The following is a 14,164-nucleotide window of genomic DNA, read 5'->3' as shown; positions in this document are numbered from 1 at the left end:
TGGGCTAGAGATCGAGGTCGACCGGCTTGCGTCCTATGCGATAGCGCGCGCTCATCGCCTGCACGGCGCGGTGGAAATCAGTGGCAAAACCCTGCATGTCGAACAACGGACTCTGCGTGCGTTGCTGCGAGAGATGCTGACGCAGGGTAGTGAGCGCATCGCGATCGTTGCCCAGCTGCGTGGCCATGGCGATGAACGATTCCTCGTCCTCGCAGACGAGCTCGGGCAGACCCAGGCGCTGAAGCAGGCTGGTGGCGACGCGACCGGCGAACGTGTCACCCGTGCAGGTCAGCACGGGGCAGCCGGCCCACAGCGCATCCGATGCGGTGGTGTGCGCGTTGTACGGCAGCGTGTCCAGAAACAGATCGGCGTGGACGTAGCGGGCCAGATAGTCGACATGCGGCAGGCGAGGCAGGAATACCAGTCGCTCCGGCGCGATACCCGCGGTGCTGGCAGCGGTGCGCAAGCGGTCATCGGCACTTTCCGGCCCGCTGAGCAGCCACAGCACACTGTCCGGCACTTGCTGCAGCACCAGCATCAGCCGCGCGAAGGCAGCCGGGTTGAGCTTGTAGCTGTTGTTGAAACAGGCGAACACGGTGCCATGCTCAGGCAGCCCGCATTCGATGCGTGAAGGTGGTTCGGCCACCACGCGGGTGTTGTCGTTGGGCTGGTAGCAGCGCGGCAAGCGCAGCAGTTTTTCGCTGACGGTGGCTCGCAGGCTGTCAGGCAGCACGGTGCTGTCGGCCATCAGGTAGTCGATCCACGGCGCGCCGGAACTGCCCGGGTAGGCCAGCCAGTTCACCTGCACTGGTGCGGGGCGCAGCGCGAACAGCTCGGCGTTGTCATGTCCCGAGTAACCGTTGAGATCGAACAGGATCTCGATGCCGGTGTCGTGAATGCGCTCCGCCACCTGGGCGTGGTTGAGCGCGGAGACGTCATGCAGTGTGGTGGCCGTTGCCAGCCGTTGGCGGATTGGGCCGCCGTCGTCCGGCGTGGTCGCGAACAGGTGCAGGTCCAGGTTCTCTTCGTCGGCAAGGGCTTCGAACATGGCGACCATCAGCAGGCCGGTGGCGTGTTCGTTGAAGCCGTCGGCGACGAACCCCACGCGGACCGGCGCATCCGGTGCGGGCTTGGCATGCGTGAACGCCTGCTGCTTGCGCAGTGCTGCCGCCTGTTGCTCGACCGACGCGGCATAAGCGGTGGCGCAGCGCAGCTGCAGGGTGGCGTCGACATCCTCGGCGAGCATCGCGAACGGGCTGACCACGGCGCTGTCGTCGACAACCGCCTGCTGTAGTCGTGCGCTCAGGTCGTCCAGATCGCGCCAGTCGCAGAGGCGGCGGCGCAGGAACAACAGCTGACCGACCGCGCGGCCATCGTTAGGGTTGATTCGCAGCGTGCGTTCATAGGCGTCGCCTGCTGCCGCGAGCTGGCCGGCATCCTCCAGCGACTGGCCGACGGCAAACGGATATTGCGGGTTCTGTGGCGACAGGCGTTCGGCCTGCAACCATGCCTCGGTGGCTTGGGCCGGCTGTCCCTGTTTTTGCAGGATGCGTCCGCGCAGGGCGTAGGCAGCGTCGAAGCGCGGATACAGCTGCAAGGCTTCTTCGATATGCTGCTTGGCCTGATCGGCATGGCCAAGTTCCAGCTCGGCGGCGGCGAGGTTAAGGCGCAAGCCCGCGTGGGCAGGTGCGCCATGGGTGGCCATGGCGTAGGACTCGCGAGCGTGCTGGTAACGCGCTGCAGCCATCAGGGCATTGCCGAGCGTCAGCAGTACGGCGGGGTGACCCGGCGCCATGCGCAACGCAGCGCGAAGGCGCTCGATCGCGTTGTCGGCATCGCCATTGGCAACCTGGGCACTACCCAGATTGCACTGCACTTCGATGCTCTGCGGAGCCAGCTGCGCGGCCTGCTCGAGTGCCTGGACGGCATCGGCATGGCGCTGCAGCTGCATCAGGGCGACGCCGTGCAGGCGCGCCAGTTCGGCATCATCCGGATAGTGTCCGCGTGCCTGTAGGGCCGATTGTTCGGCTTCGCCGTATGCGCCGCGTTCGATCAGTTCGATGATCTGCTGCGCCAGGGCCTTGGAAGAGAGGGTAAAGAGGTCAGTCATCCGCCCAAACTAGCGCAGGGCGCCGCGGCTGCCAATCCACTTTCGCGACGAGTGCAAACTGGCGCTTGCACTTCGGGATGTCCGTGCACGTTTTGCTCGTCATTCCGGCGAATGCCGGAATCCAGTGCCTTCAACACCTTGCGAAGTCACTGGGTCCCGGCTTGACCAGCCCTTCGGCTGTTGAAAAGCGCCTCGCTGGGATGCCGGCTTGGATTCACAGGTTCCTTAGCTGGCCGTCAGCGCCTTCAGTTCGTCGACCTGATTCTCGCGGGTGAGCGTGTCGACCAGCTCGTCCAGGTCGCCCTGCATAATCTCCGGGAGACGGTAGAGATCAAGGCCAACACGGTGATCTGTCACCAGATTGTCCTTGTAGCGGTAGGTGCGGATACGTTGGCTGCGAGTGCCGCTACCCACCTGCAATCGACGAGACTCAGCCTGTTCGGCAGCCTGCTTGGACTGTGCTTCGTCGAGTAGTCGGGCCTTGAGCAAGCTCAGCGCTCGGGCGCGATTCTTATGTTGACTGCGCTCGTCCTGGCATTCGACCACTATCCCGGTGGGAAGGTGAGTGATGCGTATCGCCGAGTCGGTCTTGTTGACGTGCTGGCCGCCGGCGCCTGAGGAGCGGAACGTATCGGTCTTGAGGTCTGCCGGATTGATCTCGATGTCCACGATGTCGTCGAGTTCAGGGAGTACCGCAACAGTCGCCGTAGATGTGTGTACGCGCCCTTGTGCTTCGGTGGTTGGTACTCGCTTGACGCAATGCGCTCCGGACTCGAACTTCAGCCGCGAATACGCGCCCTTGCCCTCGATGCGCGCCACGACTTCCTTGTAGCCACCGTGCTCGCCCAAATTCTCGCTGAGCACTTCGACATGCCAGCGGCGACGCTCGGCGTAGCGCGTGTACATGCGGAACAGGTCGCCGGCGAAGATCGCTGCCTCGTCGCCACCGGTGCCCGCACGTACTTCGAGGAACAGGTTGGCGTCGTCGCGCGGGTCCTTGGGCAGCAGCAAAATCTGCAGCTCGTCGTCGAGTTCGACCAGGCGTTGTTCCAGTCGACCGATGTCGTCCTGCGCCATGTCGCGCATTTCCGGATCGTCCAGCATGGCGCGTGTCTCGCCCAGTTCACGCTCGGCCTGGTCATGCTCGCGCAGCGACGCGGCCAGCGGCTCAAGCTGCGAGTATTCGCGCGATAGCTCGCGAAAACGCGTGTTGTCGGCGAGCACGTCAGGCTGGGCGAGCAGCAGTCCGATCTCCTCGTGACGTTCGGCGAGGGATTCGAGCTTGCGGCGGATCGAAGGAGTCATGGGCAGGAACGAGTCGAAAAGTGGGGAGCGAGATAACGCGCAAGCGTACAGCGTCGGGGCGTTGACTCGTCGTCGCTACTCTTCGCTCAGTTCCGATTTCTCGTCCAGACCATAAAGGCGACCTGCTGCATGCAGCAGGTCCATGTCGCCGCTGAGCGCTGCCTCGCGCAGGCGCGCGCTGGGGTGATGCAGCAGCTTGTTGGTGAGCGTGTTGGCAAGGAAGGCCAGCGCTTCGTCCGGCGTCTTGCCGCGAGCAATCATGGCTCGCGCCTTCTCCAGCACTTCGTCGCGATAGCCTTCGGCATGCTGGCGCAGGTCCACCGCCGGGTTGCGCACGGTGAGCGCGCGGCGCCAGGCCATATAACGATCAACCTGCAAGTCGATGATGGCATCCGCCTCGCGGGCGGCGGCCTGGCGCGAACGGCGGTTGTCGTCGATCACCTGACGCAGGTCGTCGATGCCGTAGAGGAACACATCGCCGAGATCGCCCACCGAAGGCTCGATATCGCGCGGCACGGCGATGTCCACCATGAACATGGGCTTGCGCCGGCGCGTGACGATGGCCTTCTCGACCATGGCGTGCGTGACAACCGGCTGGCGAGCGGCAGTGGAGCTGATGACGATGTCCGCTTCGGCGAGATGCTGTGGCAGGTCGTGCAGGGAGATCGCATAGCCGCCGTAGCGACCGGCCAGCTCCTGTGCGTTCTCCAGCGTGCGATTGGCCACGATCAGCCGACGCACCTGCTTGTCCGCGAGGTGGCGCGCGGCCAGCTCGATGGTGTCCCCCGCGCCGATCAGCAACACGCAGGCCTGGCGCAGGTCGGTGAATACCTGCTCAGCCAGACGCACCGCGGTGAACGCCACCGACACGGTATGCGCGCCAATGCGGGTATCTGTGCGCACACGCTTGGCCACGGCAAAAGTGTGCTGCAGCAGGCGCTCCATCGGCGCGCGCAGTGCCTGGGCATCGCGGGCCTGCTGATACGCGTCCTTCACCTGACCCAGAATCTGCGGTTCGCCCAGCACCATTGAGTCGAGGCCGGTCGCGACGCGGAACATGTGACGCACGGCAGCGTCTTCATCATGCCGATACAGGAACTCATCGAGCCTACCCGCAGTCAGCTGATGGTGGCGGCTGAGCCACGCTTGCGGAATGCCTTCGGCGCCTGCTGCCACGCTTACGTAGAGTTCGGTACGGTTGCAGGTGGAAAGGATCAGCGCCTCTTCCACGCCAGGTTCGCGGGTGAGCGCCTGCAGGGCGGCGCTCGTGGCCTCCGCATCGAATGCCACTTGCTCGCGCAGGTTGACCGGCGCGGTGAGGTGATTGAGCCCTAAGGCGATCAGCGTCATGGTTCAGGGCAATTCAAGGCGAGGGGCATCCGGCAGCGTAAACTAGGCTTTAGCACCGGCCGTTCTAAAGTAAAAGCGGCCAATACAAACGGATGAGCGGAGAATAGTGTGCTGAGCAGGTGGGTCAAGTTCAAGCAACTGCGGCATTTTGGGGTCAGTTGGATGGCCATGCTGGCCCTGGCCGGGTGCGCCACCATGTCGGGGTCGCCCAGGCATCAGCCGGCCGCATCCAACCAGCCGCTCGACCACCTGGTGGTCGCCACGCCCGATGAAGACCACGACCTGATCGCACAGCTCATGGCTGGCGAGATGGCGCTCACCCGCACCGATCTCAAGGCGGCCTCGGCGGCTTACGGCCGGGCCATGATGCTTTCGGACGACCCCAAAGTGGCCGAGCAGGCCGCCGCGATGGCCATTGCCATTCGCGATACCCCGGCGGCACAGGCTGCCATTATCCGATGGCAGGCCTTGGGCGCCAAGCCGGCACCGCTGGCGCAGGCGCGCGCCCAGCTGGCGCTGAGCCAGGGCAATACGGAAGAGGCGCGCAAGCAACTTGAGCTGCTGGTGAGCACTGGCGATCCGGACGCCTGGCGCCAGTTCGGACGTGTGCTGATCGGCAGCCGCGACGCCGCGCAGGCGATCCAATTGCTGGAATCGGTCGCCACGCCGCAGCGGTTGCCGGCTGATCCCCAGGCCTGGCTGGCGATGAGCGAGCTGGGTGACAAGCTCGGTCGCCACGCTTACGCCCTGCAGATCGCAGAAACCGCGGCAAAGCGGTTCGGCACGGCGGAAACCTATGCCTGGCTCGGCCAGATGAAGTACCGCGACGGCGACAAGGCCGGTGCCAAGCTGCTGTTCGACAAGGCACTGGCCAAGGATCCGAAGAACACCCACCTGCGCCTGGCCTACGCCACGTTGCTGGGGCAAGGGGGCGACTACGCCGGCGCGGCGCGCTTGCTGGATAGCGGGCCGCAGGATGCCGACACCTATGCCATGCGTGCCGCCCTGGCCGCCCGCAACAACGACACCAAGACGATCAACCGCCTGTACACCCAGCTTCAGCGCTCGCCGGACGACGTGCGCCAGGGCAGCGCCTACCTGTTGGGTCAGCTGGCCGAGATGCTCGATCGCAAGCAGGATGCGTTGAAGTGGTACGACCAGGTGACCGACGACGACGACCACGCGTTCGACGCCGATGTGCGCAGCGCCGTGCTGCTGCAGGACCTGGGGCGCAGCGCCGAGGCGCATGAGCAACTGGCGCAGATGCAGACGGACTATCTGGACCAGCCCGCCATGCTGCGCCGCGCATACGAGGTGGACGCCGAGCTGTACATGAACGAGCAGCAATTCGGTCAGGCCGAGCGCTCATTCAGTCGCGCGCTGCAGGTAACGCCGGACGATCCCGCACTGCTATACGGGCGCGGGCTGGCGTACGCCGAGGCGGGCGACATCGACCGCGCCGTGGGTGATTTCCGTCATCTTCTGGAACTCAAGCCTGACGATACCGACGCCAGCAATGCGCTGGGCTACACGCTGGCCGACGCCAACCGCGACCTGCCGGAGGCGCAGCGGCTGATCGAGACTGCCCGCGCTGCCCGGCCGAACGATCCGGCCATCCTGGATTCCTGGGGCTGGCTGCAATACCGCCTCGGCCACCTGGACCAGGCTGAGAAAACCCTGCGTGGTGCGTGGACAGCACGCAAGGACTCGGACGTCGGCGTGCACCTGGGCGAAGTGCTGTGGAAGCAGGGGCGCCAGGAAGACGCGCGGCGGATGTTTGACGAAGTGCGTAAGATCGATCCGCAAAGCACCAGCCTTCACAACACTCTCAAGCGCCTCAATCCATGAAGCTTCCCCTTCGTTTTCTTGCGGCAGCGTTGCCGCTGCTGCTAGCCGCCTGCGTCCACAAGGAAGCCGTGCGCCCCGCGCCCAAGGCCGACTATGCCGTGCTCCTGGATCAGCAACGCGCGCGCGAACACCTGATGGCCAAGTCCGACCACTGGGTGCTGCAGGGCAAGATCGGCGTATCCGGTGAAGTCAACGGCAAGAAGGACGGCGGTAGTGGCACGCTCACGTGGACGCAAAACGGAGACAGTTACGAGTTCGTCGTGCGCGGGCCGGTAGGCAGCAAGAGCTTCCGCCTCAGCGTGACACCGGAGGGCGCCACGCTCGAAGGGCTCGATGGCGGGCCATTGCGCAGCCCGGATGCGGAGTCGCTGGTTCAGAAGGCCTTGGGTTGGCGCGTGCCGCTGCGCGATCTGCGCGCCTGGGTGATGGGTCTGCGTGCGGACAGCGGCCCGGCCGAGCTGAAATTCGGCGACGATGGCTTGCCGTCGCTACTGACGCAGGATGGCTGGAGCGTTACCTATCCGGCTTGGGACGCCTCTCGTCAGCCAGCGGCTGTGCCAGAAAAGGTGTTTGCCGAGAACCCGCCGTACAAGGTGAAGCTGTCGGTGGAGTCCTGGAGCTTCCAGTAACGCCCAGCTTTTCCCTCTCCCCTGCGGGGAGAGGGCAGGGTGAGGGGCCAATCTGGCGATATGGCTTGATAGAAGCGTGCTTCGTAGCAGCGTCTTCGCGAGCACCCGCCCCTCACCTCGGTCCTCTCCCCGAAGGGGAGAGGAAGAAGAAAGAAGACGGAATTCTCATGACCTTCCACATCGAGCGCGCCCGCCCCAGCCAGGTCGACGCCCTGTGCGCCATCGAGCGCGCGGCGGTGGAGTTGTTCCGTGGTCACCGCGCGTGGCCGTCGTACCGCCGCGTATCGGTGCCGCCCGAAATCCTGCATGAGGCGATCGCTCGCGGCTTGGTGTGGGTGGCCGTGATCGGCTCAGGCGAGCCGGTTGGCTTCATCTGGCTGGACGCGGAAGAGGGCGGCGAAGCCATCGGTGTGGCCGAAATGGACGTGCTGCCTTCGCACGGCCAGCGCGGGATCGGTGCGGCCTTGCTCGAGCATGCCTGTGGCTGGGCGCGCATGGCCGGCTACCACCGGGTCGACCTGGGCACGCTGGCGGACGTACCGTGGAATGCCCCGTTCTACGCCAAACATGGCTTTACGGCAGTCGACAAGAGTCGCCCCGAATTCGACTTTGCCCGCGAGCGCGACCGGGAAAACGGCTTCCCGGATGACTTGCGCGTGTTCATGAGTCGGCCACTGGCGCCGCCGGATCCAGCCGACTGGACCGTCTGGCCGGCACCCGCCAAGCTCAACCTGTTCTTGCGTATCACCGGGCGGCGAGCCGACGGTTACCACGAGTTGCAGACGGTGTTTCGCCTGCTCGATTGGGGCGACGAGATCCGCCTACGGCCGCGCCGGGACGGCCAGGTCCATCGGCTGACCGAAGTCCCCGGCGTGCCCGCCGACACTGATCTGGTGGTGCGCGCGGCCCGCTTGCTGCAGCCTCATGCGCCGGCAGGTGCCGGTGTTGATATCGAGGTGGAGAAGCGCATCCCGATGGGCGGTGGCCTGGGTGGCGGGAGTTCCGATGCGGCTACCATGTTGGTGGCGCTGAACCGCTTGTGGGGCACCGGTTTGAACGAGAACGCCCTGGCCGAGCTAGGTCGCCAATTGGGTGCGGACGTGCCGGTGTTTGTGCGCGGACGTTCAGCCTGGGCGGAGGGCATCGGCGAGAAATTGACCCCGATCGCACTGCCGCAACGCTGGTATGTGGTGCTTGATCCCCACGAATCCGTGCCCACCGCAGCACTTTTTCAAGCTTCTGAATTGACACGAAATGCGCCGCCGGCGACAATTTCATCCTTTGCTTCGGGCGAAACGGTCGAGAACACGTTCATGCCTGTGGTCCGCGCGCGACATCCGCGCGTGGCTGCGGCGCTGGACTGGCTCGACGGCTTCGGCCGGGCAAGGCTTTCCGGCAGCGGTGCGTGTGTGTTCCTGGAGACGGACTCTCCGGAACGCGCCGAGGCCATAGCGGAGCGCTGTCCTGCCAGATTCACGGCCCATGTGGCCAGGGGCGAGGACATATCTCCGTTGCATGTCGCTCTGGCGCGCCATCGAGGCGCCGACGGGGCAGGCAAGTAGGAAATCCAGTGATACTGGGGCGTCGCCAAGCTGGTTAAGGCACGGGATTTTGATTCCCGCATGCGCAGGTTCGAATCCTGCCGCCCCAGCCATTCCACACAATGGCTCAGGTTTAAAAAAATGACTGTTGACACGTCCGGTCCGATGCTCTTCACCGGCAACGCGCATCGCGCGCTGGCCGAGGATGTCGCCCAGCGCCTGGGTGTGCCGCTGGGCAAAGCCCTGGTGGGCAGCTTCAGCGACGGCGAGGTCCAGATCGAAATCGAGGAAAACGTCCGCCGCCAGGAAGTGTTCGTGTTGCAGCCCACCGGTGCACCGAGCGCGGAAAACTTGTTCGAGCTGCTGACCTTGGTCGATGCGCTCAAGCGTGCCTCGGCCGCCAGCGTCACCGCGGTGATGCCGTACTTCGGCTATGCCCGCCAGGATCGCCGTCCGCGTTCGGCACGCGTGCCGATCACGGCCAAGCTGGCGGCCAAGTTGATCGGCACGGCCGGTGTCGACCGCGTGCTTACGGTTGACCTGCACGCCGACCAGATCCAGGGTTTCTTCGACATTCCGGTGGACAACGTCTATGCGTCGCCGGTGCTGCTGGCGGACATCTGGCGCAACCACAGCATGGACGACCTGATCGTGGTTAGCCCGGACGTCGGTGGCGTGGTGCGCGCCCGTGCGATGGCCAAGCGACTCGACGATGCGGATCTGGCCATCATCGACAAGCGCCGCCCGAAGGCCAATGTGGCCACGGTGATGAACATCATCGGTGAGGTGGACGGCAAGACCTGCGTGCTGGTGGACGACATCGTCGACACCGCCGGTACGCTCTGCGCGGCGGCTGCAGCTCTCAAGGAGCGCGGCGCCCGCAAGGTGGTGGCGTACTGCGTGCACCCGGTGCTCTCGGGCGCTGCCATCCGCAACATCGAAGGCTCCCAGCTCGACCAGCTGGTGGTCACCAATACCTTGCCGCTGCGCCCCGAAGTGGCCGCCTGCGCCAAGATCCGTCAGCTCTCGGTCGCCGAGCTGCTGGCCGAAACGATCCGCCGCATCGCCTTTGGCGAGTCGGTGAGCTCGTTGTACATCGACTGATTTTAATGGCGGCGGGCGCGTGTCCGTCGCCATTGCATGACTCCTCTGGTCGCGGGGGAGTCACCTGACTGCCGCGAGGCAGCTCAACTACTGATAGGCAATACCAACATGGCTACGACTCACGAAATCAAGGCTCAGGGCCGCAAGGACGAGGGGAAAGGTGCGAGCCGCCGCCTGCGTCTCACCGGCTTCGTTCCTGCTGTTGTCTACGGCGCCGGTTCGGCCCCGGAGAGCATCCAGATCGAGCACAACACCATCCTCCTGTCCGCCAAGAACGAGTGGTTCTTCTCGTCCGTGCTCGACCTGAACGTCGACGGCAAGGTGCAGAAGGTGCTGGTGCGTGACTGGCAGAAGCATCCGTTCAAGCAGCAGATGCTGCACATGGACTTCCTGCGCGTGGACGAGAATGCGGCTATCCGCATCAGCGTGCCGCTGCACTTCCTCAATCAGGACAAGTCGCCGGCCGCCAAGACCTCGGGCGTGGTGATCTCGCACAACCTGACGGAAGTGGAAATCTCCTGCCTGCCGAAGGATCTGCCGGAATTCATCGAGCTGGATCTGGCCGACGTCAAGCCGGGCGACATCATCCATCTGTCCGAGCTCAAGCTGCCCAAGGGCGTGGAAATCGTTGCGCTGCACCTGGGTGCCGACCATGACACAGCCGTTGTCACCGCCAACACGGTGAAGGAAGAAGTGGACGCCGCTCCGGCCGAGGGCGAAGCTGCCCCGGCTCCCGAGGCTCCCAAGAAGTAAGTCGCCGCGCGCCGCATCCTCACCGGATGCGGCGCGTTTGCGTGCTTACTTGGCCTTATGGCGGGTCTGCGCCTCATTGTCGGACTGGGTAATCCCGGTGCCGAATATCTCAGAACCCGGCACAACGCCGGGTTCTGGTTTGTTGACGCCCTGGCGTCAGGGCAGGGCGAGCGCTTCGGTTTCGACGGCAAGCTGCATGGCGAGACCTGCAAGGTCCGCATCGGCGGCGAGTCGGTCTGGCTGCTCAAGCCCTCCACCTTCATGAACAAAAGTGGCCTCGCCGTGGTCACGGCGTTGCGCTACTACAAGATCGAGCCGGAGGAGTGCCTGGTGGCACACGACGAGCTGGATCTCGATCCCGGCACCGTGCGCCTGAAATTCGATGGTGGCCACGGTGGCCAGAACGGCTTGCGTGACATCGTCGCGCACCTGGGCCACGCAAAATTCCATCGCCTGCGCGTGGGTATTGGTCATCCCGGTCACAAGGACAAGGTCACGCCGTGGGTGCTGGGCCGCCCGTCCGCGAAGGACGAGGATGCCATCGTCGACGGCATTGCCCGCGCACTCGATGTGCTGCCGCTGGCGGTTGATGGCCAGTTCGACAAGGCCATGCTGCAGCTCCACACACCCAAGGAAGCGTAAGCCGGGCATGGCGAATCGCTAAGCGATTCGACGCCTGATCTACGATTCCCCACTCACGATTTTCTTTACCCGGATTCAAACCATGGGCATCAAATGCGGCATCGTCGGCCTGCCTAACGTCGGCAAGTCCACCCTGTTCAACGCGCTGACTAATGCCGGTATCGCTGCGGCCAACTTCCCGTTCTGCACCATCGAGCCGAACGTGGGCGTGGTGCCGGTGCCGGATCTGCGCCTGCAGGCGCTATCGGACATCGTCAAGCCGCAGAAGGTGATCCCCACTGCCGTCGAGTTCGTCGACATCGCCGGCCTTGTGGCGGGCGCATCCAAGGGCGAAGGCCTGGGCAACAAGTTCCTGGCGCACATCCGCGAAGTGGATGCAATCACCCATGTGGTGCGCTGCTTCGAACACGGTGACATCGTGCACGTGGCGGGTAAGGTCGACCCGATCGCCGATATCGAAACCATCGACACCGAGCTGGCGCTGGCCGACCTCGACTCCGTCGAGAAGGCATTGAACCGCGCCGAGCGCGCGGCCAAGGCCAACGACAAGGAAGCGATGGCCAAGAAGCCCGTGTTGCAGAAGATTGCCGCCGGCCTCAACGAAGGCAAGTCCGCTCGCAGTTTGGGCCTGGACGATGAGGAAAAGGCGCTGGTGCGCGACTTGTTCCTGCTCACGCTCAAGCCGCTGATGTACATCGCCAACGTGCGCGAAGACGGTTTCGAGAACAATCCGCACCTCGACGCCGTGCGTGCTCGCGCCGTCACGGAGGGTGCCGAAGTGGTGCCGGTGTGCGCTGCCATCGAAGAAGAGATGGCGCAGCTCGACGACGCCGACCGCGATGAATTCCTCAAGGATCTTGGCCTGGATGAGCCGGGCCTCAATCGCGTGATCCGGGCGGCTTACAAGTTGCTCAACCTGCAGACCTACTTCACCGCCGGTGTGAAGGAAGTGCGCGCATGGACGATCAAGCGTGGTTTCACCGGTCCGCAGGCGGCCGGCGTGATCCACACCGACTTCGAGCGTGGCTTCATCCGCGCCGAGACCGTCTCCTACGACGACTTCATCCAGTACAAGGGTGAGGCGGGCGCCGCCGCGGCGGGCCGTTTGCGCAAGGAAGGCAAGGATTACATCGTCAAGGACGGTGACGTGCTGCATTTCCTGTTCAACGTCTGATCTGACGCCGTCCTGCCGATGAAAAAAAGCCGCGCAATGCGCGGCTTTTTTGTGCCATGTCGATCATTGCGGAAGCGCAAATTGTGCGCGGCCAACGCGCTGTGTCATTACCACCTTGCGTGGCTTCATGGGAGCGGGTTGGTTGTGCGCAGGATGCACTTCTGAAGAAGGCGTCACCTTGCCGGCACCGCAGGCACATGCTGTGATGCCCGCATGGGTGATCTGCGATTACGACTTGCGCGCGAAGAGGATGCGCCTGCCATCGCCCGATTGGCCCGGCGCGTCGTACGTCGCTGGATCATTCCCGGCCAGCCCCGCGCAGGCGCGGTGGCGGTGGAGGATGCGCTGAGCACGCCGGTGATCCGCGAAAAAATACGGGTTGGCCAGCGTTTTCATCTGGCCTTTGTCGATGGGGTGCTGGCGGGGATCGCGGCCGTGCGCAACGACAGCCACGTATTCCAACTATTCGTCGGTACCCGCTACCAGAGGCGCGGCATTGCCAGGAAGTTGTGGGAGCGGCTGCGTCGCGACTGTATGCGCCGTGCCGGCACCCGGGTGTTCACCTTGAATGCCTCTCTTGGCGCGATTCCGGTCTACCTCCGCCTGGGTTTCGTGCGGGACGGCGATCCGCGCAGGGTGCCGGGCAAGATCGTAAGCATGCCGATGATCTATCGAGAGAGCGATCAGCCTTGATGCAGATGGGCCATGTGCGGCTATGCGACGCGGCGCATAATGATGCCTTTCCCGCCTCCGGAGTCCCCGATCCATGCCCGGTAAGCAGCACGAAGTGAATTTCCGTTTCCTCGCCCAGCCGACCGACGTCAACTTCGGCGGCAAGGTGCACGGCGGCATGGTGATGAAGTGGATCGACCAGGCTGGCTATGCGTGTGCGGTGGCTTGGAGCGGGGCGTATTGCGTCACCGCCGCGGTCAGTGGCATCCAGTTCGTGGCACCGATCCTGATCGGTGACCTGGTCACCGTGCGGGCTCGTGTGATCCATACCGGCCGATCGAGCATGCACATGGCCGTGGATGTGTTAGCGCGCGACCTGCGCAAGGATGAGCACCACCTGGCCACCAGTTGCGTGATGGTCTTCGTGGCGCTGGATGCCCCGGATGGCAGGCCGACCAGCGTGCCGGCATGGTTGCCTCGTGACGACAACGAGCATCGCCTGCAGGAGCAAGCCATGAAGCTGATGGAGCTGTCCAAGGAGATGGAGCAACTGGTCGACACACGCGCTGCCCAAAGCATCTGAAGCGATCGCGGTATGCAGTGAAAAAATCGCGGAAAAACGTCAATTTTCCCGCGACAGGTGTTGACAGCTCAGGGGCCGATCCACACAATAGCCGTTCTTTGTTGGAGGGATACCCAAGCGGCCAACGGGGGCAGACTGTAAATCTGCTGGCTTACGCCTTCGGTGGTTCGAATCCACCTCCCTCCACCAGACGATTTCCGCGTAAGGCTGTTGTACCAGGCGGGAGTAGTTCAATGGTAGAACCTCAGCCTTCCAAGCTGATGGTGCGGGTTCGATCCCCGTCTCCCGCTCCATTGAAGTCGTCTCAGGTGTTTCGTGCTCATGTAGCTCAGTCGGTAGAGCACTTCCTTGGTAAGGAAGAGGTCGCTGGTTCGATTCCAGTCATGAGCACCATCTCACCGCGGTCCGCGGGTACCATTCCACTTTTCATCATTTGACTCCATCGGGGTTTTA

At 64.1% G+C, this 14,164-nt stretch carries 12 protein-coding genes and 4 tRNA genes; 13 read left to right on the top strand and 3 right to left on the bottom strand.

Annotated elements, in window-relative coordinates:
• Window positions 1-4 precede the first annotated feature (4 nt).
• The 3 genes from AC3CBN_RS19775 to hemA form a co-directional block, all read right to left on the bottom strand.
• Entirely contained in the window at window positions 5-2,110 is a 2,106-nt protein-coding gene (locus tag AC3CBN_RS19775; protein WP_488634678.1) for an O-linked N-acetylglucosamine transferase, SPINDLY family protein, read from the bottom strand.
• Between the two features lie 225 nt (window positions 2,111-2,335).
• Window positions 2,336-3,415, bottom strand: coding sequence for a peptide chain release factor 1 (gene prfA / locus AC3CBN_RS19770; RefSeq protein ID WP_488634677.1), 1,080 nt, complete (start codon window positions 3,413-3,415; stop codon window positions 2,336-2,338).
• Between the two features lie 75 nt (window positions 3,416-3,490).
• A complete protein-coding gene (gene hemA / locus AC3CBN_RS19765) occupies window positions 3,491-4,765 on the bottom strand; it encodes a glutamyl-tRNA reductase (protein ID WP_488634676.1) in 1,275 nt (424 codons plus the stop codon).
• 162 nt (window positions 4,766-4,927) lie between these two features.
• Here hemA and AC3CBN_RS19760 point away from each other — a divergent pair, with 162 nt between their 5' ends.
• The 13 genes from AC3CBN_RS19760 to AC3CBN_RS19700 all read left to right on the top strand — a co-directional run bounded on the left by AC3CBN_RS19760 (window position 4,928) and on the right by AC3CBN_RS19700 (window position 14,104).
• Window positions 4,928-6,613, top strand: a complete 1,686-nt coding sequence (locus tag AC3CBN_RS19760) for a tetratricopeptide repeat protein (RefSeq protein WP_488634675.1) — start codon at window positions 4,928-4,930, stop codon at window positions 6,611-6,613.
• Window positions 6,610-7,242 (top strand): lipoprotein insertase outer membrane protein LolB, encoded by a 633-nt coding sequence (gene lolB, locus AC3CBN_RS19755; RefSeq protein ID WP_488634674.1) that lies wholly within the window; start codon window positions 6,610-6,612, stop codon window positions 7,240-7,242. Before AC3CBN_RS19760 ends, lolB begins: the two co-directional genes overlap by 4 nt.
• 167 nt (window positions 7,243-7,409) lie before the next feature.
• Window positions 7,410-8,804: a 4-(cytidine 5'-diphospho)-2-C-methyl-D-erythritol kinase gene (ispE, locus tag AC3CBN_RS19750; protein ID WP_488634673.1), complete on the top strand. Its 1,395-nt coding sequence runs from the start codon at window positions 7,410-7,412 to the stop codon at window positions 8,802-8,804.
• Window positions 8,805-8,819: 15 nt separating this feature from the next.
• Window positions 8,820-8,896: transfer RNA gene (locus AC3CBN_RS19745), tRNA-Gln, on the top strand.
• Between the two features lie 52 nt (window positions 8,897-8,948).
• The gene (locus AC3CBN_RS19740; protein WP_488636775.1) at window positions 8,949-9,887 is read left to right on the top strand and encodes a ribose-phosphate diphosphokinase; all 939 of its coding nucleotides are present in this window, start codon (window positions 8,949-8,951) and stop codon (window positions 9,885-9,887) included.
• A gap of 108 nt (window positions 9,888-9,995) precedes the next feature.
• Window positions 9,996-10,640, top strand: coding sequence for a 50S ribosomal protein L25/general stress protein Ctc (locus AC3CBN_RS19735; RefSeq protein WP_488634672.1), 645 nt, complete (start codon window positions 9,996-9,998; stop codon window positions 10,638-10,640).
• Window positions 10,641-10,697: 57 nt separating this feature from the next.
• A complete protein-coding gene (pth, locus tag AC3CBN_RS19730; protein ID WP_488634671.1) occupies window positions 10,698-11,282 on the top strand; it encodes an aminoacyl-tRNA hydrolase in 585 nt (194 codons plus the stop codon).
• Between the two features lie 82 nt (window positions 11,283-11,364).
• Entirely contained in the window at window positions 11,365-12,456 is a 1,092-nt protein-coding gene (gene ychF, locus AC3CBN_RS19725; protein ID WP_488634670.1) for a redox-regulated ATPase YchF, read from the top strand.
• Window positions 12,457-12,669: 213 nt separating this feature from the next.
• A complete protein-coding gene (locus AC3CBN_RS19720; protein WP_488634669.1) occupies window positions 12,670-13,149 on the top strand; it encodes a GNAT family N-acetyltransferase in 480 nt (159 codons plus the stop codon).
• A 73-nt stretch (window positions 13,150-13,222) separates the two neighbouring features.
• On the top strand, window positions 13,223-13,711 hold the full coding sequence (locus tag AC3CBN_RS19715; protein WP_488634668.1) for an acyl-CoA thioesterase: 489 nt from the start codon (window positions 13,223-13,225) through the stop codon (window positions 13,709-13,711).
• Between the two features lie 103 nt (window positions 13,712-13,814).
• Window positions 13,815-13,900: transfer RNA gene (locus tag AC3CBN_RS19710), tRNA-Tyr, on the top strand.
• 30 nt (window positions 13,901-13,930) lie between these two features.
• A tRNA-Gly gene (locus tag AC3CBN_RS19705) sits at window positions 13,931-14,004 on the top strand.
• Window positions 14,005-14,028: 24 nt separating this feature from the next.
• Window positions 14,029-14,104, top strand: a tRNA-Thr gene (locus AC3CBN_RS19700).
• Window positions 14,105-14,164: the final 60 nt, after the last annotated feature.

This window comes from Dyella sp. OK584 (genome assembly GCF_057787755.1).
Note: the sequence above shows the minus strand (reverse complement) of the source record. Positions and strands in the feature narration are given on the sequence as shown.

Excerpts from the sequence above, each read along its gene's own strand:
- AC3CBN_RS19775 (WP_488634678.1), bottom strand. The coding sequence starts at position 2,110 with ATGACTGACCTCTTTACCCTCTCTTCCAAGGCCCTGGCGCAGCAGATC.
- prfA (WP_488634677.1), bottom strand. The coding sequence starts at position 3,415 with ATGACTCCTTCGATCCGCCGCAAGCTCGAATCCCTCGCCGAACGTCAC.
- hemA (WP_488634676.1), bottom strand. The coding sequence starts at position 4,765 with ATGACGCTGATCGCCTTAGGGCTCAATCACCTCACCGCGCCGGTCAAC.
- AC3CBN_RS19760 (WP_488634675.1), top strand. The coding sequence starts at position 4,928 with ATGGCCATGCTGGCCCTGGCCGGGTGCGCCACCATGTCGGGGTCGCCC.
- lolB (WP_488634674.1), top strand. The coding sequence starts at position 6,610 with ATGAAGCTTCCCCTTCGTTTTCTTGCGGCAGCGTTGCCGCTGCTGCTA.
- ispE (WP_488634673.1), top strand. The coding sequence starts at position 7,410 with ATGACCTTCCACATCGAGCGCGCCCGCCCCAGCCAGGTCGACGCCCTG.
- AC3CBN_RS19740 (WP_488636775.1), top strand. The coding sequence starts at position 8,949 with ATGCTCTTCACCGGCAACGCGCATCGCGCGCTGGCCGAGGATGTCGCC.
- AC3CBN_RS19735 (WP_488634672.1), top strand. The coding sequence starts at position 9,996 with ATGGCTACGACTCACGAAATCAAGGCTCAGGGCCGCAAGGACGAGGGG.
- pth (WP_488634671.1), top strand. The coding sequence starts at position 10,698 with ATGGCGGGTCTGCGCCTCATTGTCGGACTGGGTAATCCCGGTGCCGAA.
- ychF (WP_488634670.1), top strand. The coding sequence starts at position 11,365 with ATGGGCATCAAATGCGGCATCGTCGGCCTGCCTAACGTCGGCAAGTCC.
- AC3CBN_RS19720 (WP_488634669.1), top strand. The coding sequence starts at position 12,670 with ATGGGTGATCTGCGATTACGACTTGCGCGCGAAGAGGATGCGCCTGCC.
- AC3CBN_RS19715 (WP_488634668.1), top strand. The coding sequence starts at position 13,223 with ATGCCCGGTAAGCAGCACGAAGTGAATTTCCGTTTCCTCGCCCAGCCG.